General features: G+C 65.7%; 10 protein-coding genes and 2 pseudogenes. 7 read left to right on the forward strand and 5 right to left on the reverse strand.

Going from position 1 to position 26,052, the window contains the following annotated elements:
• Positions 1–87: 87 nt before the first annotated feature.
• The 4 genes from ACT3CF_RS06830 (at position 88) to ACT3CF_RS06845 (ending at position 15,621) form a co-directional block, all read left to right on the forward strand.
• Positions 88–1,731 carry a ShlB/FhaC/HecB family hemolysin secretion/activation protein gene (locus tag ACT3CF_RS06830; protein ID WP_478421459.1) on the forward strand — a complete coding sequence of 548 codons (1,644 nt, stop codon included), beginning with the start codon at positions 88–90 and terminating at the stop codon, positions 1,729–1,731.
• A gap of 10 nt (positions 1,732–1,741) precedes the next feature.
• Complete coding sequence (locus tag ACT3CF_RS06835; RefSeq protein WP_478421460.1) at positions 1,742–9,736, forward strand: MBG domain-containing protein; 7,995 nt, start codon at positions 1,742–1,744, stop codon at positions 9,734–9,736.
• A 300-nt stretch (positions 9,737–10,036) separates the two neighbouring features.
• Positions 10,037–10,279 carry a hypothetical protein gene (locus tag ACT3CF_RS06840; RefSeq protein ID WP_478421461.1) on the forward strand — a complete coding sequence of 81 codons (243 nt, stop codon included), beginning with the start codon at positions 10,037–10,039 and terminating at the stop codon, positions 10,277–10,279.
• 278 nt (positions 10,280–10,557) lie between these two features.
• Positions 10,558–15,621, forward strand: a complete 5,064-nt coding sequence (locus ACT3CF_RS06845; RefSeq protein ID WP_478421462.1) for an Ig-like domain-containing protein — start codon at positions 10,558–10,560, stop codon at positions 15,619–15,621.
• Between the two features lie 395 nt (positions 15,622–16,016).
• Here ACT3CF_RS06845 and ACT3CF_RS06850 read toward each other — a convergent pair whose 3' ends face one another.
• Positions 16,017–17,465, reverse strand: a complete 1,449-nt coding sequence (locus ACT3CF_RS06850; RefSeq protein WP_478421464.1) for a hypothetical protein — start codon at positions 17,463–17,465, stop codon at positions 16,017–16,019.
• Positions 17,466–17,780: 315 nt separating this feature from the next.
• Here ACT3CF_RS06850 and ACT3CF_RS06855 point away from each other — a divergent pair.
• Positions 17,781–18,946, forward strand: a pseudogene (locus ACT3CF_RS06855) (IS3 family transposase).
• A 67-nt stretch (positions 18,947–19,013) separates the two neighbouring features.
• Here the strand turns inward: ACT3CF_RS06855 and ACT3CF_RS06860 are convergent.
• Both ACT3CF_RS06860 and ACT3CF_RS06865 read right to left on the reverse strand, forming a co-directional pair.
• Positions 19,014–20,462, reverse strand: a complete 1,449-nt coding sequence (locus ACT3CF_RS06860; RefSeq protein WP_478421466.1) for a hypothetical protein — start codon at positions 20,460–20,462, stop codon at positions 19,014–19,016.
• Between the two features lie 543 nt (positions 20,463–21,005).
• Positions 21,006–21,195, reverse strand: a pseudogene (locus ACT3CF_RS06865) (transposase); the annotation flags it as partial.
• Between the two features lie 248 nt (positions 21,196–21,443).
• On the opposite strand from ACT3CF_RS06865, the gene ACT3CF_RS06870 reads away from it, so the two are divergent.
• Positions 21,444–21,986 carry a hypothetical protein gene (locus ACT3CF_RS06870; RefSeq protein WP_478421467.1) on the forward strand — a complete coding sequence of 181 codons (543 nt, stop codon included), beginning with the start codon at positions 21,444–21,446 and terminating at the stop codon, positions 21,984–21,986.
• 16 nt (positions 21,987–22,002) lie between these two features.
• Here the strand turns inward: ACT3CF_RS06870 and ACT3CF_RS06875 are convergent, their stop codons facing one another.
• On the reverse strand, positions 22,003–22,353 hold the full coding sequence (locus ACT3CF_RS06875; protein ID WP_478421469.1) for a hypothetical protein: 351 nt from the start codon (positions 22,351–22,353) through the stop codon (positions 22,003–22,005).
• Between the two features lie 465 nt (positions 22,354–22,818).
• A complete protein-coding gene (locus ACT3CF_RS06880; RefSeq protein ID WP_478421470.1) occupies positions 22,819–23,208 on the reverse strand; it encodes a hypothetical protein in 390 nt (129 codons plus the stop codon).
• Here ACT3CF_RS06880 and ACT3CF_RS06885 point away from each other — a divergent pair.
• Positions 23,197–26,028, forward strand: a complete 2,832-nt coding sequence (locus ACT3CF_RS06885; protein ID WP_478421471.1) for a TonB-dependent receptor — start codon at positions 23,197–23,199, stop codon at positions 26,026–26,028. The two genes, ACT3CF_RS06880 and ACT3CF_RS06885, sit on opposite strands and share 12 nt — an antisense overlap.
• The last annotated feature ends 24 nt before the right edge of the window (positions 26,029–26,052 follow it).

Below are 26,052 nucleotides of genomic sequence, written 5' to 3' on the forward strand. Positions count from 1 at the left end.
GCTTCGCGCGGTGCTTTGGCGTGCGCGCTGCTGGGGGCCGGTTTCGGCGTGTGCGTGTTGCCGGCCGTTGCGCAGACTGCGTCTCAATTGACCCCGCCGAGCTTTCAGCCGCAGATCCAGCGCGACGGCGCCGCGCTGAAGCTGGCCGGGCCGGCGGCGGCGGCGCTGCCCGCCGATGCCGAGCAATATCACGTGTTGCTGAACGACGTCGTGGTCGAGGGTGCACCGCCGGCGCTGGATCCGGCAATCGCGCGAGCGCGTGCGGCCCTGATCGGCCGACGGGTGAGCGCGGCCGACATCTTTCGCGCGGCACGTCAGCTTGAGGCGGATGCCGCGGCAGAAGGCCGCGTGCTGGTGCGCGTGCTGGTGCCTGAACAGCGCATCGAGGATGGCCAGACGCTGCGGCTGGCGCTGATCGACGGGTTTATCGAGACGATCGATACGCAGTCGCTGCCGCGGGCGGTGCGCGGGCGCGTCGCGGCGGTGCTTGCGCCGCTGATCGGGCGGCCGGGGATCGGCTACCGCGAGATCGAGCGGCGACTGCTGCTCGCCGGGGATACGCCCGGGGTGATGCTGCGCTCGACGCTGGCCGCAGGCACCAGGCCGGGGGGCAGCCAATTGGTGATCGAGGCGCGCTATCGCCCGGTCGGCGGCATCGTTTCGATGGACAACGGCCTGTCGGCGGCGTTCGGCAACGAAAGCTATGGGCTCGGCATCAACCTGAACTCGGTGCTGGGGATGGGCGAGCTGATCTATCTGCGCGCCAACGGCCAGCCGTTCGAGGGCGACTATACCGGCGCGCGACCCCGCAACCGGGCGCTCGCCGCAGGATATGTACTGCCGGTGGGTATCGATGGGCTGACGCTCAACGTCGAATACAGCGCGTCGCGTGCGACGCCGCGAACGTCGCGTTTCGAGCCGCCGCTGGGGTCTGACTTCTCCCGGCTCGCGGCGCGTGCGAGCTATCCGCTGGTGCGCAGCCAGGCGCTCAACGACAGCGTCTCGCTGGGCTTCGACATGTCGCGCGAGACGCTCGACTATTTGGGGGCGGTCAAGCCGATCGCGCTGGCCCGCGACCGGCTGCGCGTCGTCCGGCTGAGCAACGACCTGCGGCTGCGTTCGGCCGACGGTGCGACGCTGACGCTCTTGACCACATTGTCGGCCGGGCTTGACGCGTTCGGCGCGCGTACGCCCGCCGATGCGGCGGCGAGCCGGATACCGCTGTCGCGCCAGGGCGCGCGCCCCGATTTCCGGTCGCTGCTCGTCACCGTCGACTATGCGCAGCCCGTCGGCCGTCACTTCGCGCTCGCGCTCCGCAGCCAGGCGCAGACCTCGTTCGGGATTGCGCTGCCCAATGCCGAGCGGATCGGGCTGACCGGCCCGAACGGCCTGTCGGCGATGGAATCCGGCGCGATGCTGGGGGATGCCGGGTTGCTGACGCGCGGCGAGGTTCAGGCGCCGTTTTCCGGAACCTTCGCGGGCGCACGCGCGGCAATGCTCGCGGTCCCCTATGCCTTTGTCGCGGGCGGTGCGGTGAACAATGCCCGGCCCACCATTCTCGAGCGCGAATGGGTGTCGGGCGCAGCCTATGGCCTGGGCATCCGCATGGGGATCGCGCCGCGCGCGAGCCAGACCAGCGCCAATGTGACGCTCGAACTCGGCCGATCGACGCGCAGCGACCGCGCGGGGATGTCGGACCGCTTCACCACCTCGTTCAATCTGCAGTTCTGAGAGAGCCGATATGACCAGCCGCCTTTCGCGTTCGATCGCCCTGCTCGTCACCACCTCGCTCGCCGGGATCGGCAGCGCTGCCGCGCAGACATTGCCGGGCGGCGGCAATGTCGTGCGCGGCGACGCAACGATCCGCAATCCGGCTCCCGGCGCGATGACGATCGAGCAGAAGTCCGCGCAAGCGGTGATCGACTGGCAGAGCTTTTCGGTCGGGGAGGGCGGTCGTGTCGACATCGTCCAGCCCGATGCGGCATCGCGACTGCTCAATCGCGTCACCGGCGATACGCGCTCGACGATCGCGGGGCAGATTCACGCCAACGGCCAGGTGTTCCTGATCAACCCCAACGGCATCGTCATCACGCCGACGGGCACGGTCAATGCCAGCGGTTTCGTCGCCTCGACGCTGGGGATCAGCAACGAGGACTTCATGGCGGGTCGCTATCGCTTCGCGGGGGACAGCCGCGCGGGTGTCGCAAATGGCGGGCGCATCCGCGTCGCCGATGGCGGCTATGCCGCGCTGATCGGCGGAACGGTGCGCAACGACGGGCTGATCGCGGTATCGCTGGGCAAAGTGGCGATGGCGGCGGGCGAGGCGGTGACACTCGATCCCAATGGCGAGGGATTCCTGCAGGTCGCGCTGCCGAGCCGCGCGGGCGGCACCGGCGCGCTGGTCGATAATGCCGGCAGCATCCTGGCGCCGGGCAGTCGTGTCGTGCTGCAGGCCGAGGCTGCGCGCGAACTGATGCGCCGGGCGGTCAACATGTCGGGTGTGATCGAGGCGCGATCGGTTTCCGGACGCGAGGGCATGATCGTGCTTGACGGCGGATCGGGCAGGCTGGGCGTCTCCGGAAGGCTCGATGCCGGGAGCGACACCGGCGCGGGCGGCGTGCTGACGTTGACCGCGCGCGACATCGCACTCGAGGGCGCAGAACTGAATGCCGTGGGCGCGACCGGCGGTGGGCGCATTCGCGTCGGCGGTGACTGGCAGGGCGGCGGCTCGCTCGCGCGGGCCGAGACGTTGACGGCAGACGCCGCGACGCGGATCGACGCGAGCGCGGCAACGACCGGCGCGGGCGGCAGCGTCGTGTTGTGGTCCGACGGCGCGACGCGCTTTGCGGGGCGTATTCGCGCGACGGGCGGTGCGAACGGCGGCGACGGCGGCAATGCCGAAGTGTCGGGCAAGGAAACGCTGGATTATGCCGGCACCGCCGACCTTCGCGCGCCGAGGGGCAAGTGGGGAACGCTGCTGCTCGATCCCCGCAACCTTACCATCTCGAATGCCGCGTCGAGCGGCATGAGCGGCTTTACGGCCAATGCCGACGACAGTGTGCTGAACGCAGGCGCACTGTCGTCGCAACTCGCGTCGGCGAACGTCATCGTGTCGACCGGGTCGTCGGGCAGCCAGGCCGGCAACATCACCGTCGCCGCGCCGGTCGCCTGGAACTCGGCTGCGACCTTGACACTGAGTGCGGCGGGCGCAATCCAGGTCAACGAGACGATCTCTGTCCAGGGCGGCGGCCGGGTGACGCTGAACCATGGCAACGGGCTCAGTTTCGCGATGGGATCGAGCGTGTCGTTCGCCGCTGGGCAGAGCGGCCAGGCGCTCACGATCAACGGCACGAACTATGCGCTGGTGCGCAGCATCGCCGACCTTCGCGCCGTCGGCGGCAGCGGCGCCTATGCTCTGGCCAACACGATCGATTTCGCGAACGTGCAGCAGGGCGGCAGCGTGATCGGCAGCTTCAGCGGCACGCTGGAAGGTCTGGGCAATGCCGTCGCCAATCTGCGCATCGGCGGCGGTGACAATACCGGGCTCATCAGTTCGAACGACGGGACGGTCAGCAACCTGTTGCTGCTCAACGCCAATATCTCGGGCGGTTCGAACGTGGGCGCGATCGCGGGCGTCAATCGCGGGTCGGGGCTGATCCGGAATGTCGTCGTCACCGGTGCGGTGAGCGGCTTCGACCTGGTGGGCGGCGTCGCAGGCTACGGCAACCGCGGAACCGTGCAGAACGCGACCGTGTTTGCGAACGTCAGCGCGCAGGTCAGCGAGGCGGGCGGCATTTACGGTCGCAACGGCTTCGGCACCGTGCGCAATTCGACGTTCCAGGGGTCTGTGCGCGCCTTTTACGGCCTCGGCGGACTTGTCGGCACCAATTACGGCGGTTCGATCGTCGATGGCGGCTTCGTGTCGGCAAAGATCATCGTCACCGGCAATGTCGGCGACTATGGCGGGGTGATCGGCTCCGGCGACCCTTCGACCAACACCGTCTATGACGGGCAGGTTTCGGGCATCGGCGGCGGGACGCCGACGGCGACGCTGACCAACGGCACGCTGCCAAGCGTGCTCGATGCCAGCATCTGGGGGGCGACGAACGGGGCCTATCCCTATCTCAAGTCGCTGTTCCCCAACGGGGCGGCATTTGCCGCCGGCACGGTCTATCAGGGAAGCAGCAGCACTGCGAAAGCTGCGCGCGCGATCGTTTCGGTGCTCGCGGGCGGCGGGCTGGCCGGGGTCGGCCTGAGCGACGATCAGGGCGCGTTCAACGTGATGTTGCGGGCCGAACGACTGACCGCGAACCGCGTGCTGCTGGCCCAGGATACCGGCGGCGGCATCGGCGGACTGTACGACAATGCCTCGCCGCTGGCAGCGGCCAGTCTGAACACCGCCTGGTTCAAGATCGACCAGTCGGGAGCATCGGCGACCACGAGTGGGCTCGCTTCGGTGCTCAACGCTGCGACGGGTGGGGCCGTCACGCTGTCGAGCCTGCCCAACGCGCACCTCATTGCGGACAATCTGCGGATCGATTCGGCCGTTTCGGTGGTCGGGACGCTTTCGCTCAAGACGCCGGGCGGCGTTCAGACCGACGGCGGCACGCTGGCCGCGGGGGCGTTGCTGCTCGACGCGGGCGGCGTGCTGATCGACAATGCGCGTATCGGCCGGATAGCCGGGCGCGGCAGCGCCATCCGCGTGTCGAGCACGACCGGCGTCACCGTGGGCGGGATCGGCGGTTATGACGGCACCACGGCAAGCGGGCTCGACGCCGGCACCTCGCTCGACCTCGGCTCCACGGGCGACATTACGCTGGCCGGCGCTATCACCGCCGGCGACACGCGGCTGCGCGCGCAGGGCAAATTCGTGAACAATGCCGGTGCCAATGCGGTCACCGGCGGACGCTGGCTGATCTATTCGGCCGGGCCGGACGGCAATGTGTTCGGCGGGCTGGACAGCGGCAACACCGCCATATGGGGCACCACAACCGACACGGTGCCGTCGGTCACGGGCAACCGCTATATCTTTGCGATGCGGCCGCTGGTGACGGCGGTCGCGGCAGACGTCAGCAAATTCTATGGTGAAACCGCGACGGTATCGGCAGTGGTCTCTGCCACGCCCGCCGTTGCCGGCGCGTTCCTGGGCGACGATCTGAGCGGGCTGGGAACGGCGCTGGCGTCGTCGCTGGGTAGCGCCGCTACCGCCGCGGCGGGCAGCTATGCGATCACGATCGACACCTCGGGCCTCTCGGTTCCCAACGGCTATGACCTGCGCGTCACCAACGGGACGGTGACGGTCAAGCCGCGGCCGATCGACATCACGCCCGACAACAAGTCGCGCATCTATGGCGACGCCAATCCTGCCTTCACCTATACGATCGGCGGCATGGGCCTGGTCAATGGCGACAGCCTGAGCGGCGCGCTGGCGACGAGCGCGACGCTCGCGTCGGCTGTCGGCGACTATGCGATCACGCAGGGCTCGCTCGCCAACGCCAATTACGCGATCACCGTCGCGCCGGCCAAGTTGACGATCACCGCGCGTCCGATCACGATCACCGCCAATGCGGCCTCGCGCATCTATGGCGATGCCGATCCGGTGCTGACTTACACGATCGGCGGCATGGGGCTGGTCAATGGCGACAGTCTGAGCGGTAGCCTGTCGAGCGGGACCGTCGCGGGATCGCCGGTCGGCAGCTATCGGATCGGCCAGGGGACGTTGGCCGCAGCAGGCAATTATGTTGTCACTCAGTTCCAGGATGCGGCCTTCACGATCACCCCGCGCGCGATCCTGGTCACCGCCAACGATCTGAGCCGCGTCTATGGTGATGCCAACCCGACATTGACCTACAGCATCGGCGGCAAGGGCCTGGCGAACGGCGATACGTTGAGCGGGGCACTCGTGACGAGCGCGACCGGCGGATCGAGTACCGGCAGTTATGCGATCGGCCAGGGCACGCTGGCGGCGTCGAGCAACTACACGCTCGATTTCGTCGGCGGCACGCTGACCGTGCAGCCGCGTCCGTTGAGCGTGGTGGTCGACGCACAGTCGCGCGTGTACGGCAATGCCAATCCCGAACTGACCTATCGGATCGTCGGCGGCGGCCTGGTCAACGGCGACGTGCTGACCGGGGCGCTGACGACCGGCGCGACCAGCGGGTCGAACGTCGGCGATTATGCCATCACGCAGGGAACGCTCGGGCTCTCCTCCAACTATGCGTTGACCTTCGTGGGCGCCAACCTGCGCGTGCTGCCGCGGCCGGTGCTTGTTTTCGCGAATGACTTCAGCCGGGTCTATGGCGAGGCCAATCCGGTGATCGCCTACACGACGATCGGCCTGATCAACGGCGACACGCTCACCGGCACGCTGGCGGGGCCGAGCGCCGCGGCGTCGGTGGGGAGCTATGGCATCACGCTGGGCACGTTGACCGGGTCACCCAATTACCAGTTGAGCCTGATGTCGGGCACGGCGACGGTCACCCCGCGGCTGATCTCGGTGGTCGCGGACTCGTTGGCGCGGGTCTATGGCGAGGCCAATCCGGCGCTGACCTATCGCATCACCGGCGGCGCGCTGCCCAATGGCGACAGCCTGACGGGTGCGCTGGCGACAAGCGCGACGGTGGCGTCGGGCGTCGGCAGCTATGCCATCACGATCGGCACGCTGACGGCGCCGGCGAATTACGCGGTCGATTTCACCGCGGGAACGCTGACGATCAACCCGCGGCCGATCACGGTGAGCGCCAACGCGGCGTCGCGCATCTATGGCGAGGCGAACCCGGCATTCACCTACACGATCGGCGGCATGGGACTGGTCAACGGCGACAGCCTGACGGGCGCGCTGACGACGGGTGCGAGTGCGACGAGCGGCGTCGGCAGCTATGCCATCGAGCAGGGCAGCCTCGTCAACGCCAACTACGCGATCGGCTATACCGGCAGCAGTCTGACGATCACGCCGCGACCGATCAGCATCGCCGCAAGCGATACAAGCCGCGTCTATGGCGACGCCAACCCGGCGCTGGGCTACACGATCGGCGGCATGGGGCTCGCCAACGGCGACGCGTTGACCGGCGCGCTCGCGACGAGCGCCGATGCCCGCACGAGCGTCGGCAACTATGCGATCGGCCAGGGCACGCTGGCGGCATCGGCCAACTACAGCGTCACCGGTTTCACCGGCGGTACGCTGACGATCACGCCGCGTGCGCTGACCGTACGCGGCGCCGACGCCAGCCGGGTCTATGGCGATGCCGATCCGGCGTTCGCCTATAGTGCGATCGGGCTGGTCAACGGCGACACGCTCACCGGTACGCTGGTGGGGCCGGGGGCCGGCGTTTCGGTCGGTGCCTATGCGATCGGTCAGGGGACGCTCGCCGCCTCGGCCAATTACCAGCTCACCTATCTCGGCGGCACGCTGACGGTGACGCCGCGGCCGATCTCGGTGGTCGCGGACTCGTTGGCGCGGATCTATGGCGAGGCCAATCCGGCGCTGACCTATCGCATCACCGGCGGCGCGCTGCCCAATGGCGACAGCCTGACGGGTGCGCTGGCGACAAGCGCGACGGTGGCGTCGGGCGTGGGCAGCTATGCCATCACGGTCGGCACGCTGACGGCGCCGGCGAATTACGCGGTCGATTTCACCGCGGGAACGCTGACGATCAACCCGCGGCCGATCACGGTGAGCGCCAACGCGGCGTCGCGCATCTATGGCGAGGCGAACCCGGCATTCACCTACACGATCGGCGGCATGGGACTGGTCAACGGCGACAGCCTCACCGGCGCGCTGACGACGGGTGCGAGCGCGACGAGCGGCGTCGGCAGCTATGCCATCGAGCAGGGCAGCCTCGCCAACGCCAACTACGCGATCGGCTATACCGGCAGCAGCCTGACGATCATGCCGCGGCCGATCAGCATCGCCGCGAGCGATACAAGCCGCGTCTATGGCGACGCCAACCCGGCGCTGGGCTACACGATCGGCGGCATGGGGCTCGCCAACGGCGACGCGTTGACCGGCGCGCTCGCGACGAGCGCCGATGCCCGCACGAGCGTCGGCAACTATGCGATCGGCCAGGGCACGCTGGCGGCATCGGCCAATTACAGCGTCACCGGTTTCACCGGCGGTACGCTGACGATCACGCCGCGGGCGCTGACTATACGCGGCGCCGACGCGAGCCGGGTCTATGGCGATGCCGATCCGGCGTTCGCCTATACGGCGATCGGGCTGGTCAACGGCGACACGCTCACCGGTACGCTGGTGGGGCCGGGGGCCGGCGTTTCGGTCGGTGCCTATGCGATCGGTCAGGGGACGCTCGCCGCCTCGGCCAATTACCAGCTCACCTATCTCGGCGGCACGCTGACGGTGACGCCGCGGCCGATCTCGGTGGTCGCGGACTCGTTGGCGCGGATCTATGGCGAGGCCAATCCGGCGCTGACCTATCGCATCACCGGCGGCGCGCTGCCCAATGGCGACAGCCTGACGGGTGCGCTGGCGACAAGCGCGACGGTGGCGTCGGGCGTGGGCAGCTATGCCATCACGATCGGCACGCTGACGGCGCCGGCGAATTACGCGGTCGATTTCACCGCGGGAACGCTGACGATCAACCCGCGGCCGATCACGGTGAGCGCCAACGCGGCGTCGCGCATCTATGGCGAGGCGAACCCGGCATTCACCTACACGATCGGCGGCATGGGACTGGTCAACGGCGACAGCCTGACGGGCGCGCTGACGACGGGTGCGAGCGCGACGAGCGGCGTCGGCAGCTATGCCATCGAGCAGGGCAGCCTCGCCAACGCCAACTACGCGATCGGCTATACCGGCAGCAGCCTGACGATCATGCCGCGGCCGATCAGCATCGCCGCGAGCGATACAAGCCGCGTCTATGGCGACGCCAACCCGGCGCTGGGCTACACGATCGGCGGCATGGGGCTCGCCAACGGCGACGCGTTGACCGGTGCGCTCGCGACGAGCGCCGATGCCCGCACGAGCGTCGGCAACTATGCGATCGGCCAGGGCACGCTGGCGGCATCGGCCAATTACAGCGTCACCGGTTTCACCGGCGGTACGCTGACGATCACGCCGCGGCTGATCACGATCACCGCCGATGCCGCGCAGCGCATCTATGGTGACGCCAATCCGGCACTCGCTTATCGCATCGGCGGCATGGGGCTGGTCAACGGCGACACGCTGATCGGCGCGCTGGCGACTGCCGCAAACACGATGTCGGGCGTGGGGGACTATGCCATCGTGCTTGGTTCGCTCGCCCCGTCGGCCAATTATGTCGTGACCGCGTTCCAGGGCGCGTCGCTGACCGTGAACCCGCGGATGCTGATCGTGACGGCCGACGATCAGCGGCGCGTGTTCGGTATCGACAATCCGCCGTTGACCTACACGATCGGGGGCATGGGGCTCGCCAATGGCGACAGCCTGAGCGGCGCGCTGGCGACCGCGGCGGCACGAGACAGCTTTGGCGTGATGCCGATTACCCAGGGGACGCTGACGGCGTCGGCGAACTATGTGTTGCGCTATGTTCCTGGAAAGCTGGTGATCGACAGCGCCGCCGACGGCAGCCAGAGCGCGGCAGTCGTTGCACGGTGGACCGTGCCGGTCTGGCTGCCGCCTGTCGACGGCGCGCCCGGTTCAGGCGGTGCTACGCCCGAGGGCATCGTCGCGGAGGCGGGTACCCATCCGGACTTCAGCGGCAACCGGCTGTGCCAAGGCGGGGTGTGCCGCGTGCTCCCATAACCTGAGGGCGCAGCTTCGAGTCCTGCCGTCGGCGCCAGTGTAAATTGAGAACATTGTAGAAAACTGCGGTAAGATCACTCCTGCGGGTCTCGTTGTTTCCCGTCTTGTTCCACCGTGGCCCACGCAAGGTGGGCCACGAATCGGTGGGTCACGCCATCCGGAGGCGTTCGGCAACGTCATCACCTTCATCGGCAGCTACACCTCGATCGGCATGCGCCTCGGCACGGACCGCCAACCGATTGCCTATGGCGGCGACACCTGTCCTGGCCTGATCCGCAAGCGCGCGATCAGCCGATCCGCGTGTTCCTGCAGGACGGGAGCAACGATCTCGACAATGAACATGGCAACCGGTTTCTCGCCAACCAGCAGATGGTGAAGGTGCTGCAATGGGCCAATGCGCACGCAGAGGCCGAGAAGCGCGCCGGGCCGCCCTACAACCTTGCCTATCGCTGGACCTCGGGCAGCCGCTCCGATGCCGACGGCGGCGCGATCCTGCCCGAAGTGCTGCGCTGGCTCTGGCGCGATCAGCCGGCGGGTTCGTGATGCGCGAGCAGGGCAGTGCCGCCGGCGCGGAACGCCAATCCCGATGATGTCCTGGAAATACTCAGCAACAAAAAATTGCAAATCCTGCACGAAGCCTTGTGATCCTCGCGATCCTGGGAATCGTGCTTAAGCAAAATGACATGGTTACTGGATTTTAACTTTTAGACCCCACCAAAGGAAGATTCACCTGCCCAGTGCCGGTGAATCGGGAGCGTAAGTTATTAATTCGTTGGTGAAATAGTATCCCGTGCCGCGCACGGCATGCAACGGGGGTTCGCTTGCACAGCAAGGCTGATTCGATCGCGCATTCGCGGTTTCGCGAAATGATGGCATCGGTACGGAGATGGGGTACGGCGGCGCTGGTCGCGCTGGGCGTTTCCGGTCTCGCTTCCGAAGCGCATGCGCAGAGCCCGTCGCTCCAGGCCGTGGGCATCTCGCTCGCGACCAGCTCGACCTCGGTCAGGTCGGGCACGACGACGCTGCTGACCATTACCTTCACCAACCCGAACCCGACCGCGTCGCCCACGATTTCCACGACGATTGCGGTGACGGCCACCGTGCTTGCGCGCGTGGTTGGTGCGCCCGGCGGCACCTGTTCTTCGACGGGAGCGGTTCCGGGGGCGGGGCTGATCCTCGTCGGCAACGTTTCGGTCCCGGCCAACGCATCGTGCACGGTCACCTACAGCTTCACGGGCGGGACATCGGGCACTACCAGCTTTTCCAGCACGGCGTTCACGCCCTTGGGCTGGCCGACCACATCGGCTTCCACCAGTCCCAGCGTGGTGGTCTCTCCGGCCGTCAACGCCATCTCGCCGACCACCGGGCCTGTTGCAGGCGGAACCAGCGTCACGATCAGCGGGCGCGGCTTCTCCACGACGGCGAGCAACAACAGCGTTAAGTTCGGGACGCAGGACGCAGTTGTCACGGCGGCGTCGGGCACGACCATGATGGTGACGGCACCGAGCGGAAGCGCGGGCGCGGTGGACGTCGTTGTCACTTCAAACAGCCAGACGAGCACATCCGCTGCCCCGCAATTTACCTATGTCACCGCCCCGGTCGCGGCCGACAAATCCGGCGTGGCGGTGGCGTATGACAGCACCGGCACGGCGATCGACCTGACGACATCGCTCAGCGGCGGCAGCGTCACCAGCCTGGCGGTCGGCACGGCTCCGGCGCATGGCAGCGTGAGCTTCGCCGGCAAAGTCGCGACCTATATCCCAACAGCCGGCTATTCCGGCGCCGACAGCTTCACCTATACCGCGACCGGGCCGGGCGGCACCTCGGCGGCTGCGACGGTGAGCCTTACGGTCGCCGCGCCGGCTGCGCCGGTGGTGGCGGCCAAGAGCGGCGTTGCGGTGCCTTATGACAGCGCCGGCACGGCGATCGACCTGACCAGCTCGGTCACCGGCCTGTTCAGCAGCCTCGCCGTCGATACGCCGCCCGCGCACGGCAGCGTGAGCTTCAGCGGCAACGTCGCGACCTATATTCCAACCGGCGGCTATTACGGCGCCGACAGCTTCACCTATACCGCGACCGGCCCCGGCGGCACCTCGTCCGCCGCGACCGTGAGCCTCACGGTCGCGACGCCGGCGGCGCCGGTCGCTGCGGCCAAGTCGGGCGTTGCGGTGGCCTATGACAGCACCGGCACGGCGATCGACCTGACCAGCTCGGTCACGGGTGTCTCGACCAGCCTGGCGGTCGGCACGGCTCCGGCGCATGGCAGCGTCAGCTTCGCCGGCAACGTCGCCACGTACACGCCAGCAAGCGGCTATTACGGCGCGGACAGCTTCACCTATACCGCGACCGGCCCCGGCGGCACCTCGGCGGCGGCGACCGTGAGCCTCACCGTCGCGACGCCGGCGGCGCCGGTCGCTGCGGCCAAGTCGGGCGTGTCAGTCGCGTACAACAGCAGCGGGACGGCGATCGACCTGACCAGCTCGGTTACGGGCGTGGTGACCAGCTTGGCGGTGGGCACGTCGCCCGCGCACGGCAGCGTCAGCTTCGCCGGCACCGTCGCCACGTATACGCCGGCCAGCGGCTATTACGGCGCGGACAGCTTCACCTATACCGCGACCGGCCCCGGCGGCACCTCGGCGGCGGCGACCGTGAGCCTCACCGTCGCGACGCCGGCGGCGCCGGTGGCTGCGGCCAAGTCGGGCGTGGCGGTGGCCTATGACAGCACCGGCACGGCGATCGACCTGACCAGCTCGGTCACCGGCCTGTCCAGCAGCCTCGCGGTCGATACGCCGCCCGCGCACGGCAGCGTGAGCTTCAGCGGCAACGTCGCGACCTACATCCCTACAGCCGGCTATTACGGCGCCGACAGCTTCACCTATACGGCGACCGGCCCCGGCGGCACCTCGGCGGCTGCAACCGTGAGCCTCACCGTCGCCACGCCGGCGGCGCCGGTCGCTGCGACCAAGTCGGGCGTGGCGGTGGCCTATGACAGCGCAGGCACGGCGATCGACCTGACCAACTCGGTCACGGGCGTGGTGACCAGCCTGGCGGTGGGCACGGCTCCGGCGCATGGCAGCGTCAGCTTCAGCGGCAACGTCGCGACCTATATTCCGACCAGTGGCTATTACGGCGCCGACAGCTTCACCTACACCGCGACTGGCCCGGGCGGCACCTCGGCGGCTGCGACCGTGAGCCTCACGGTCGCCACGCCGGCGGCGCCAGTCGCTGCGGCCAAGTCGGGCGTGTCGGTCGCGTACAACAGCAGCGGGACGGCGATCGACCTGACCAGCTCGGTCGCTGGCGTCTCGAGCAGCCTGGCGGTCGGCACGGCTCCGGCGCACGGCAGCGTGAGCTTCAGCGGCAACGTCGCGACCTATGTCCCCACGAGCGGCTATTTCGGCGCTGACAGCTTTACCTACACTGCGACCGGCCCTGGGGGCACCTCGTCCGCCGCGACGGTAAGCCTGACGGTGGCGACGCCCGCGCCGCCGGTGGCGACCGCGAAGAGCGATGTCACGGTTGCCTACAATAGCACCGGCACGGCGATCGATCTGACCAGCTCGGTCAGCGGGGTGTTCGGGAACTTGGCGGTCGGCACTGCGCCGACGCATGGCACCGTGACGTTCGCGGCCAACGTCGCAACCTATATTCCGACCGCCGGCTATTACGGCGCCGACAGTTTCACCTATACGGCAACCGGCCCGGGCGGCACTTCGACTCCTGCGACGGTGAGCATTGTCGTCGGCGTGCCCCCCGCGCCCGTCACGACCGCGCTCAACGACGTGAAGATCGCGTACAACAGCACCGGTACGGCGATCGACCTCACGAGCTCGACAACGGGCGTGTATGACACGCTTGCCGTGGGTACGGCGCCGGAACACGGCACTGTCGCAATCGCGGGCAAGGTGGCGACCTACGTCCCCACCTCCGGCTACTTCGGTGCGGACAGCTTCACGTTCACGGCGACCGGCCCGGGCGGCACCTCGGCTCCGGCGACCGTCAGCATGACCGTGGCAGCGCCGCCGCCGCCGGCCGCTGAGTCGACGACGAGCATCGTCAAGGCGGCGGCGACCGTTACGGCGGGCACCGACGTGAGCGTGGATCTCGGCGCGCTCGTCACCGGCGAGTTCACCGCGGTCACGATCGTGGCTCCGCCGCAGCACGGCACGATCACGATCCAGTCCGGCGGCGTTGCGCGCTTGGCGGCGGTATCGCGTTCAGTGGCGGGCCAGCGCAGCACTGCCGCGGCCGCGCCGGGATCGAGCGGTTTCATCGCCGTCTATCGTCCCAACGTCGGTTATGTTGGTTCGGACAGCTTCTCCTACACCGCGACCGGCCCTGGCGGCACCTCCGCTCCGGCGACCGTGTCGATCACCGTCACGGGCGTTCCGCCGGTCGCGGCCCCCAAGACCGCGTCGACCGGCGATGGCGAGAAGGTCGTGGTCGATCTCACTGCCGATGCCGTTGGGGGGCCGTTCACCGCTGCCGCCGTCGTCGACATGACGCCGGCTACCGCGGCAACGGCCACGATCGTCGAAAGCGGATCGGGCGCGACCAAGGCCTATCGTCTCGAACTTACGCCAAATGCGCGGTTCGGCGGCACGATCGTCGTCCGCTACACGCTGACCAACCAATATGGCGCCTCGGCGCCGGCCGCCGTGACGCTCAACGTGACGGCGCGGCCCGATCCCACGAAGGACCCGAACCTGCGCGGGCTGATCGACGCCCAGGCGGAAGCGACGCGTCGCTTCGCCCGCAGCCAGGTCGCGAACTTCATGCGCCGCGCCGAGCAGTTGCATGGTGGTGGGGGCAGCGGAAAGCCGCAGATGGGCGTGACGCTTGCTTCGCGCGACGGCAATGGCTTCTATCGCCAGCCCCCGACGCTGGAAGGTGCGACCGCGGCAATCACGGCACGCATGGCCGGCGGTGGCGACGAGGGGGATGTACGGAATGTCCATGGTGCGGGTTCGGCAATAGCCGGTGCGCCGGACGGTGTTGAAGCTGACGGCGCCGCCAAGGCAGCGAATGAAACGGGCGGCCTGGAACGCCGCGTCGGTTCAATCGCCTTCTGGAGCGGTGGCGCGATCGAAATCGGTACGTTGGATCGCGACAGCGCGCGTACCAAGATCACCGCGACCACCTCCGGCCTCAGCGCTGGCGCCGATATCAAGCTGGCTGAAGCGCTTTCGGTGGGCATCGGCGGCGGCTATAGCAACGACGTCAGCTCGATCGGCGGCGGGGCGGCGCGCGTACGCGGGCGGAGCAGCCTGGTGGCGGCCTATGTCAGCGCCATGCCGTTCGAGGGTGCGTTCGTTGACGCGCTGGTGGGGCGCGCGGACCTAAGCTTCAGCACGCGACGCAATGTCACGGGGCAGAGCCTCGTGGCGCTCGGCTCACGCGATGGAACGATGACGCTGGGCGCCGTGGCGTTCGGCATCGACCGGAGAACCGGCACACTGAGCTTCTCGCTCTATGGTCGGGGCGAGTATATGGGTGCCGACATGCACGCCTATGCCGAAAGCGGGGCGGGGCGGTACAATCTGCGCTTCGATAGCCGCGCGCTCCGCTCGGTCACGAGCACGCTCGGCAGCTGGCTCGAGTTCCGTCGCAGCTATGCGTTCGGCACGATGACACCGCGGCTCCGCGTCGAATGGAGCCACGAGTTCGCGGACCTCGATGCGCAGTTGCTCGACTATGCCGATATCGCCGGCGCGGCCATCTATCGGATCGACAGCCGCGGCTGGAAGCGTGATCAGTTTCAGCTGAGCCTTGGCACGCGGGTCGAACTGCCGAGCATGTGGGCGGTCGACGTGGAGTCGGGTATGCGCGGCGCGTCCGGAGAAACGGCGGGAACGCTCAAGTTGCAAGTCACCAAGCAATTCTGAGCCATCACGGGGCGGGTCGCGCGGTCCGCCCCCGCCAGCGGCACGGTTGGGCCGCTATCCGGCAAACAAAAAGCCCGCCGGTCACTGACTTGGCGGGCTTTCTATATGGTGGGCGCGGCAAGGATTGAACTTGCAACCCTTGCGATGGCAATGCAGTGCGCAACCACTGTGCTACGCGCCAGATTGTCCCGAGAGGCCCGGAAATCCCTGGCTTCCCGCAACTCGCAGGGTCACCACGGATCTCGGGTCCCGCCATAACTGACGCTTTTCTCCTCGACTCTCTCCTCGGCGGCCGCCAACGCGCAACGTCGGAGCAGCGTAAGCTTCTTGTTTTCGCTCAGGACCGCTCCGGGTCTTCTTCGGCCTTGACCCCTGATAAATCGGTCCTTGCACGTTCACTCTCCCGAGCAGAATGATTGAATAGCATTATTGGAAAGCAGGCGAAGGTCGGGCTCCCACTGCAACTCTGCTTCGAATTCCCTGGTCCGTACACGAAGCTGGTCACAACCCCGTCCACCCGGAAAGCGGTCGGTGAGATAGGCAGCAAGGCTTCCTCCAAGCGCACCCAAAAGCTCGGGATTGCGCCTGAACTGCTTGCGACAGACAGCATACTCGAGCTCAGCCTCAACACAGAAACTCTTCAGTTCATCTGAAAGCGATGCAGCGCTCGGCAAAACTTTGCGCCTTACGATATAGTCCGCCGCACCGGTGATCGCTTCCTTGACATGTGGGTCGCGCGCCAGATCCGGCGCTTCCATCACGGCTTCGACCAAGCTGGTCGCCGCGACTCCATAAGCCCTATAGGCCGCATTATCGAACCGGGGGGGGCAATTCGCGATCCGACACGACCGCTCCTGCGCCGCGAAGGGCGGGATCAATCGCGCCACTGCCGCCAAAATGGCTCTTTGAAGCCCTACCGAGCCGCATTTGCAGTAGTTGAGCGCGCGATAGAAGAAGATAAGTTCCTGCGCGAGTAACGCATTTTCAACGGTCGTCAGTATCTCACCGGCAGGCATATCGATGAGCAGCGCTGCGCCCAGCTTGTCTGCCACCCCAATCGACAGTTCAGGAAAGCGGGCAATACACAGCGCCGCGCGGCGTATTTCCGCGCGGTCTGCGATCGGTCCGGTCACGGCCGCCGAACAGAAAGCACGCAGAAGACTGGTCCCTGCCACCGTATATGCGGCCTCAAGCGAGGCCCGCGGTAGAACGAGAAACGAGAGCGTCTCGTTCAGGCTTTCCTCGGTGACCGGAAACATGGCGCCTTCGGCCATGATATTATCACGCCAACCTTCCTGCGCGGTTTTTTTTGAAGATTTGAGTCCGTTGAAGATCGGCTGATAGCCATAAAGCAGCATGCCCTTCTCACGCACTACATCCCGATCGCGAATCTCGAAATCCTGTCCCAGCGTCCGCGGCAATTTCGCATCGGACTCGTCTAGCGCAAGCAGGCGTAACTTGGCCTCCGCCAGTCCGTCGAAGCGCGTTTCGGCAAACTCGCGCTGAATGCTCGCGGACCTGCCGCCTGGCGTCGCGATATAAAGCCATATCCGTTTTTTGGTGTCCCGCGCCGCGCTGGTATAGAGTTGCCGCGCCCGCGCCGGGTCTCTGGTGACGCCGCGGCCGTGATCGGACCGCTCGGTGAGATCAAATTGCGCCTGTTTGCCTCCCGCGCGCGCGCGGGTGGCGAGATCCTGAAACTCGGGATCGGCGGCACCAGCTGCGAACGGGATGCCGGCATAAGAGTTGGCCGCGCAGCCGGCGAGCAACGACGCTACGCACAGCGATACGAGTGCCGCGGTAGCAGCACAAAAGTTCTGATAAAGAAGGCGTTTACCCCCCACCTTTGCCCCCCAAGCCGCTCTCGCAAGATTTGGCTGCTCCCGCACTCAACTTGTCGAGTTCCCGCGGCACACGTCAAGATAAATATAAGAGTCACATTCACCGAAGAAATCATTTGTCCAGGCCGGACATATTTCTAGGCCATGATGACATTCTTCCAGAGGTTTCCCGCGCCGTCAGTTTGTTCGCGCCTATGCATTCAAGGAACGGACCATAGTCTGGTAATATCGGGGGGGCTCGCTAGGTCGTGAACTGACGTGACCCCCGCTTTTTCCTCCAGTTGGAGCTAGGGTCTGCCCCGACGAAGGGACGGACGGATGAAGCGGAAGCAGTTTTCGGAAGAGCAGATCATCGGCATCCTGAAGGAGGCTGAGGCAGGCGCGGTGGTGACGGATCTGTGCCGCCGGCACGGGGTGTCGAGCGCGACCTTTTATGCGTGGAAGGCCAAGTTCGGCGGCATGGAGGTGTCGGATGCCAAGCGGCTGCGGGCGCTTTAGGAGGAGAACGCGCGGCTCAAGCGATTGCTGGCGGATACGATGCTCGACAACGCGGGTCTGAAGGATCTGCTGTCAAAAAAATGGTGACGCCCGCCGCGAAGCGCGAAGCGGTCGTGCATCTCCAGGCGACGTTGGGGATGAGCGAGCGGCGGGCGTGCCGAGTGATTTCGGCAGACAGGAAGAGCATGCGCTATCGTTCGTGCCGGAAGGATGATGGCGACCTGCGGTCGCGGTTGCGCGATCTGGCGCGGCAGCGCCGCCGGTTCGGCTACCGGCGCCTGCATATCCTGCTCCGGCGCGACGGCATCCTCATCAACCGCAAGAAGACCCAGCGGCTCTACCGCGAGGAGAGACTGACGGTTCGGCGTCGGCGGGGCAGAAGGCGCGCCGTGGGCGCGCGGGCTCCTGCTCCGGTGCTGGCGCTTCCGAACCAGCGCTGGAGCCTGGACTTCGTCCACGATCAGCTTGCCACCGGTCGCCGGTTCCGTGTGCTCAACATCGTCGACGATGTGACGCGCGAGTGTTTGCGGGCGGTGGTCGACACGTCGATCTCGGGCCGGCGCGTCGTGCGCGAGCTGGCCGTTCTGATCGCCGAGCGCGGTGCGCCGAAGATGATCGTCAGCGACAACGGCACCGAGCTGACCTCGAACGCCGTGCTTGCCTGGGCCGGCGATGCCCGCGTCGAGTGGCATTACATCGCACCCGGCAAGCCGACCCAGAACGGGTTCGTCGAGAGCTTCAATGGCCGGATGCGCGACGAGCTACTCAACGAAACGCTGTTCTTCACGATCGGGCAGTCCCGTTCGATTCTCGCGCGCTGGGTCGATGATTACAACACCGAGCGGCCGCACTCCTCGCTCGGATACGCCACCCCGGCGGCGTTCGCCGCCGAACTCGAAAAGCAACGGGCTGGGTTAACCCAGCCCGTTGCTTCACCTGCGCTCATGCGCAACAACAATGATCGGTCTCTGGTCGCCGTTGGATGAAAGGCGGGGGTCACGTCACTCGGGGTCTTCTTCGGCTTTGACCCCTGATAAATCGGTCCTTGCACATTCACTCTCCCGAGCAGAATGATTGAATAGCATTATTGGAAAGCAGACGAAGGTCGGGCTCCCACTGCAACTCTGCTTCGAATTCCCTGGCCCGCACACGAAGCTGGTTACAACCCCGTCCACCCGGAAAGCGGTCGGCGAGATAGGCGGCAAGGCTTCCTACAAGCGCGCCCAAAAGCCAGGGATTGCGTCTGAACTGCTTGCGACAGACAGCATACTCGAGCTCAGCCTCAACACAGAAACTCTTCAGTTTATCTGAAAGCGATGCAGCGCTCGGCAAAACTGTGCGCCTTACGATATAGTCCGCCGCACCGGTGATCGCTTCCTTGACATGTGGGTCGCGCGCCAGATCCGGCGCTTCCATCACGGCTTCGACCAAGCTGGTCGCCGCGACTCCATAAGCCCTAAAGGCCGCATTATCGAACCGGGGGGGGCAATTCTCGATCCGACACGACCGCTCCTGCGCCGCGAAGGGCGGGATCAATCGCGCCACCGCCGCCAAAATGGCTCTTTGAAGCCCTAGCGAGCCGCATTTGCAGTAGTTGAGCGCGCGATAGAAGAAGATCAGTTCCTGCGTGAGTAACGCATTTTCAACGGTCGTCAGTATCTCACCGGCAGGCATATCGATGAGCAGCGCTGCGCCCAGCCTGTCTGCCACCCCAATCGACAGTTCAGGAAAGCGGGCAATACACAGCGCCGCGCGGCGTATTTCCGCGCGGTCTGCGATCGGTCCGGTCACGGCCGCCGAACAGAAAGCACGCAGATGACTGGTCCCTGCCACCGTATATGCGGTCTCAAGCGAGGCCCGCGGTAGAACGAGAAACGAGAGCGTCTCGTTCAGGCTTTCCTCGGTGACCGGAAACATGGCGCCTTCGGCCACGATATTATCACGCCAACCTTCCTGCGCGGCTTTTCTTGAAGATTTGAGTCCGTTGAAGATCGGCCGATAGCCATAAAGCAGCAAGCCCTTCTCACGCACTACATCCCGGTCGCGAATCTCGAAATCCTGTCCCAGCGTCCGCGGCAATTTCGCATCGGACTCGTCTAGCGCAAGCAGGCGTAACTTGGCCTCTGCCAGTCCGTCGAAGCCCGTTTCGGCAAACTCGCGCTGAATGCTCGCGGACCTGCCGCCTGGCGTCGCGATATAAAGCCATATCCGTTTTTTGGTGTCCCGCGCCGCGCTGGTATAGAGTTGCCGCGCCCGCGCCAGGTCTCTGGTGCCGCCGGGGCCGTGATCGGACCGCTCGGCGAGATCAAATTGCGCCTGTTTGTCTCCTCCGCGCGCGCGGGTGGCGAGATCCTGAAACTCGGGATCGGCGGCACCAGCCGCGAACGGGATGCCGGCATAAGAGTTGGCCGCGCAGCCGGCGGGCAACGACGCTACGCACAGCGATACGAGTGCCGCGACAGCAGCACAAAAGTTCTGATAAAGAAGGCGTTTACCCCCCACCTTTTGCCTCCCCCAAGCGGCTCTCGCAAGATTCGGCTGCCCCCGCACTCAACTTGTCGAGTTCCCGCGGCACACGTCAAGATAAATATAAGAGTCACATTCACCGAAGAAATCATTTGTCCAGGCCGGACATATTTCTAGGCCATGATGACATTCTTCCAGAGGTTTCCCGCGCCGTCAGTTTGTTCGCGCCTATGCATTCAAGGAACGGACCATAGTCTGGTACTATCGGGGGGGGGCTTCGCTAATAGCTTCCACGTTGTCGAATTGCGAATGCAGCCCGACACCATGCCGGACGCTCAAATGACATTGCGAGTGACCGGTCGGACATTCTCAGGCCCTCCATGTGCGGCCATGGAAGCACTTCTGGCGGGTGTAAGTGCTGGGCAGGGTTGGTATGCCTTGATGATCGCGTTTAGCACTGCGCCCACCGGCTGAATGACTGGCCGCTTTCAAGTTTTGCAAGCGAGGGCACGAACGTCTTGTATTGGGGTGGGAGCCGACGGTCATTTTTCGCCCGACAGCCGCCACCGGACGCTTACCAAAGACCGAGTTCCACTTGCTGTAGCGCTCGTGCATGTCCCGCCAGGGGCAGTCGACCCGCAGCACATGCAGCATGCCGTTCAGAAATCGCCGATTGTCATGCGCGGGGCGCAGCCTTTCGGCTGCGCTCGGACGGCCGCACCCCTTCGAGCACCGCCCATTCCTCGTCCGTCAGATCGCCACGCGCCATTGCTGCTCCCTGAAAAGAGCAGCCTTGAATCAGAGATCAGACCGTTTGGGAATCCACGTTGTTAACACTGCTCAGAAAACTAAGGGCTGCTCATGGCGACGCTTTTTTGGCGTCGTCTGAGGCACTTGGCGGATGAGGCAGCGGGAAAGGGCAACGTTCCCCCCGCTGTTGCAATCCGTTACCATTTTGGCGGTTGCGAGGGCGTGGCCGGCGCCTAGAAGGGCGGCATCGTTGCTTGAGGGATGCCGATGTTCGTTCGTACTGCCCTGCTGGTTGCCGCGTCGATGGCTGCGACGCCCGTGTTCGCGCAGGACCGCGATGGTGCCGATCACCCGTTGATCGCGCGTTATCCGGGAACCGAGATCCGTAGCTATCGGGGCGCCGGGCTGGATCGTGTGTTCGTACCGACGGCGGCCGTCGCGAACCAGGCGCGCGCGAAGGGCGTGGTGCTCGAGGGGCAGGTCACGCATCTTTCGTACATGCACTTCCCCGCGGTGAGCCGCCTCGAGATGGTGCGATTCTATCAGGCGCAGCTTGCGGCCAAGGGCTTCGCGCTTCGGCTGAACTGTACCGGCGACGCGCAATGCGGGCGCGACATGCAGACACTGCTTATCAATAGCGGAAAGGTGGCGCCGGAAGGGATCGGCGACGCCGGGTTCAGCGGTCGCTATACCACGATGATCGCGACGCGCGGGGACAGTTGGGTCGTGCTGATGATCGAGGAAAATGCCAACCGCTCGATCGTCTATGAAGGTGTGATCGAGCAGGCGCGTCCTGTGCCGATGCGCTGAGCGGGCGGGCCGGGAATCAGCGCGTGCGTGCGGGCGCCGGCGCGCGGCGCTTTGCCGGTGCGGGGGCGGTTGCTCCCTGGATCCGTTCCCCCCAGGTGACATGATCGACAGGGACGCGCAAGACGGCCACCGCCGATGCCGGGCGCCGGCGTGCGGCTGCGGCACGCGCATAGCGACGGCCGCGCATCACTTCGCGAATCTCGAAAACGGCAAGCGCGGTGCCGCCGATTGCGACAAGCATGAAGAACAGACATGCCTCGACGCTGATCCTTCCGGCAGCGCCGGCCCAGAACAGAATCGCGCCGCCCCCGGCGAGCAACAACGCGCCCGCGAACATCAGCCCCAGCTCGGCACGACTCTCTTGCATGATAACGCTTACTCCCCGTTATCGCCCGGGATGCCGTCCATCGGTGCCCGCAGGCCTTGATGGAGATCAAACGCAATGACGCCAAAGTGTCACAAATCAGAAGGTTGGGCGCAACACATGGCAGAGCCGTTGCGGAAGGTGCAGCTTGGATTGCCAAGGCCGACGGCGCGGCGGCCAGGGTGCGTATGGCGGCGACGAATTTGGCCAGAATAACGGTTTAGCGCACGAAGTTATCACCAGTGCAGTCGGCGAACCCGCGCCCATCTGTGACGTCGGGGGACACTTGACATCGGTGTCAGATGCCGTCAAACCTTAGCGTTAAAACAAGCCTGCAACAAAAGCGGGTGTGAGGAGAGGGGACATGGTCAGTGCTGCCGGTGGGCGCGCAGGCGCCGTTTTCGTCTCGTCCAGATTCTGTGCATGCCGCGCCGACTTCGCGTCGCGCGACAGCAGTGCCGGTGCGCGTCATTTCGTCCTGCGTCGTGTCGCGGTTGCGGCATTGATGGCCGAGGCGCTGTGTTCTTCCCCTTCCGCGCCAAACAATCCGGGTGTTTCGCGCCGTGCGCGTTCCGGTGAAAGCGGTCGCCGCCCGAGCTTCGCGCATTGGCGCGGCGGGCGCTGGCTGGCGGCGGCGGGGCGATACCGCACCTCACCGGCGGCGCGCCCGCAGAGACCGGGCAGCCGCCCGAAAGGAGTGGCGCCCGCCTGATGCCAGTTCGCAATAATCAAATGACGAGAAAGGGGTGACGGTTCCTGTATTCGACAACGTTGTCGTCGGCGATTGACGTAATCAAAAAGTAACAAATACTCTGGCCCCCGGGCCGGTTCAGGAGGAGAGACTTCATGAAAATCCATCAACCGGCGCGCCTGCGCGCGGTTTCACTGATCGCCGTGGCGACCGCGCTGGCGGTGCCCGGCGTCGCTGCGGCGCAGACCAGCGGCGCGACCGACTCGCCTGCCGCCGACACGAGCGCGGCGCCGCAGCAGGACAGCGGCGAGATCGTCGTCACCGGCATTCGCGCTTCGCTGGAGCGCTCGATCGCGATCAAGCGGGATTCGACGGGTATCGTCGACGCGATCTCCGCCGAGGATATCGGCAAGTTCGCCAACACCAACCTGGCGGAATCGCTCCAGCGCATCACCGGCGTGTCGATCGACCGCGTCAACGGTGAAGGGTCGACCGTTACCGTCCGCGGCTTTGGCGCCCAGTACAACATGGTGACGCTGAACGGCCGTCAGCTGGCCGCGTCGAACATCGTTGCGGTGGGCGGTGACCAGGGCGGCGACGGGGCCGGCGGCTTCGGCCGTTCGTTCGACTTCGCCAACCTCGCCTCGGAAGGCGTCAAGACGCTGGAGGTCTACAAGACCGGCCGCGCCGCGGTGCCGTCGGGCGGCATCGGTGCGACGATCAACATCGTCGGCGTGCGTCCGCTCGACCGTCCGGCGGGCTTCAGCGGCTCGATCGGCGCCAAGGCGAGCTATGATACCTCGGCCGATGACTGCATCAGCTGCGGGCCGAAGGTGACGCCGGAATTCTCGGGCGTGATGAGCTGGACCGACCAGGAGCAGCGCTTCGGCGTCACGCTGTTCGGCAGCTATCAGAAGCGCAATTTCAGCTTCCCGAGCCAGGCCAACAACTATTGGAACATGCCCACGCTGCAGGATTTCCTCGATCCTTCGAAGGGCTATATCCGCACCACCACCAAGCTGAACAATACACCGACCGACCCGAACTTCTCGCTGACGTTCGACGGGCATTTCGGCAAGGCCGAGAGTCTGCCCGACAATCCGAACGGCCAGACTTCGACTGCGGTCGCGATGAACGGCAACATCGTGACGTCGCACAGCCTCGCGTGGGACAATGACGGCTTCCCGACGCAGACGCTGACCATCAACGACTGCTACAACCGCACGACGCCCACCGGGGTCGCGTTTACCAACGGCAATTGCAACGGCGTTTTCGACCTGGGCGACCTCTCGAGCGCGGTGCAGCGCCAGTTTGCGTCGACCCAGTCGCAGAAGATCAAGGAAGCCCGCATCGACGCAGGGTGGGATCTGGGCAACGGCAGCCGCTTTGATTTCGGCGGCGACTATCGTTCGACCGACACGCGCCAGACGCAGTATAACACGCGTCAGGTGCTGGGCGACTGGAACAACGCGCTGCCGCCGGACATCGCGGCCTATGCCCCGGGTCTGGTCCAGCAATATTGCGCGGCGTGCAAGTTCCACCACAACGACGCCAAGGCCGATGCGATCGGTCAGATCGCGTGGCGTGCGCAGGATGCGACCAAGCTCTACAACGCACTCTACAACCACTATATCGGCATCACCAACGACGGCGTGAACCACGCGAACATCGTCGATGCCAACGCCGACAACCTGGTCAAGGAAGACATCTGGGCGGCCTATGGTCAGCTCACCTGGAAGGGAGAACTGGCCGGACGCAGCGCGACGCTGGTCGCGGGCGTGCGGTACGAGCACACCACGGTCAACGCCACCTCGCTCCAGCAGGTGCCGATCGCGATCGTGTGGGAAGCCGACAACGACTTCTCGGTGCTCAACTCGGCCGATCGCCAGGCGGTCAAGGCGCGTGCGAGCTACGACAATCTGCTGCCGCAGATCGACTTCCAGATCGAGGCGGCGAAGAACCTGATCGGGCGCGTTTCGTATTCGAAGACAATCTCGCGTGCGCCTTATGGCAACCTGTTCGCGTCGACGGGGGCGGGTGCGCTCAACAATCCGACCTCGCTCGGCGGCGTCGCAACGGGCACCCAGAACAATCCGGGACTGAAGCCGCTCGATTCGGACAATTTCGACATCTCGCTCGAATGGTATCCGCATCGCGACGTCTATCTGTCGGTCGGTTTCTTCGACAAGCGCGTCCACAACTTCATCGGCAACACGGTGGTGCAGCGTAACCTGTTCGGCCTGCGCGATCCTACCGCGGGTCCGCTGGCGACCTCCGCACGCAACATCGTGACCGGGCTGGGTGGTGACATCAGCAACATCAACCTGTTCACCAGCGCCGCGATCCTGCAGAAGTACAACGGCAACGTCGCGCAGGCGACGACCGAACTGGCGGCGAACTATGTGCCGTCGGCCCGGACGTTCAATTCGACCTATATCGACAACACGCTTGCCGCGATCAACGTGTTGCCGACGGCGGCCGATCCGTTGCTTAACTTTGCGGTGAACACGCCGATCAACAACAAGGACGCCGAAATCTATGGCGTCGAAATTGCCGGCCAGTATTTCTTCGGAAACACCGGTATCGGTATCGCTGCCAGCTACACGCTGGTACGCGGCAATGTCGGCTTCAACGTTACGGCGGATCCGAATTCCAACCAGTTCGCGCTGGTCGGGCTGAGCGATACGGCGAACGCGACGCTGATCTATGACAAGCACGGGATTTCGGCCCGCCTGTCGTACAACTGGCGTGATCGCTTCCTGAGCGACATCAACCGTGGCGCGGCCCACAATCCGGTCTTCAACGCGCCCTATGGCCAGGTTGATCTGAGCATCAACTATGACCTGACGCGCAACATCTCGCTGAGCTTCGAGGGGATCAACCTGCTCGAGGAAGGCGTGCGGACCTATAGCCGCGACACCATCAACACCTGGTACGAAGCCGAAGGTTCGGCGCGTTACCTGCTGGGCGCGCGCTTCCGCTTCTGAAGCCCGCGTGTAAACTGGGGAAGG

The sequence above is a fragment of the Sphingomonas chlorellae genome (assembly GCF_056485145.1).

Excerpts from the sequence above, each read along its gene's own strand:
- ACT3CF_RS06880 (WP_478421470.1), bottom strand. The coding sequence starts at position 23,208 with ATGGATTTTCATGAAGTCTCTCCTCCTGAACCGGCCCGGGGGCCAGAG.
- ACT3CF_RS06870 (WP_478421467.1), top strand. The coding sequence starts at position 21,444 with ATGTTCGTTCGTACTGCCCTGCTGGTTGCCGCGTCGATGGCTGCGACG.
- ACT3CF_RS06835 (WP_478421460.1), top strand. The coding sequence starts at position 1,742 with ATGACCAGCCGCCTTTCGCGTTCGATCGCCCTGCTCGTCACCACCTCG.
- ACT3CF_RS06875 (WP_478421469.1), bottom strand. The coding sequence starts at position 22,353 with ATGCAAGAGAGTCGTGCCGAGCTGGGGCTGATGTTCGCGGGCGCGTTG.
- ACT3CF_RS06885 (WP_478421471.1), top strand. The coding sequence starts at position 23,197 with ATGAAAATCCATCAACCGGCGCGCCTGCGCGCGGTTTCACTGATCGCC.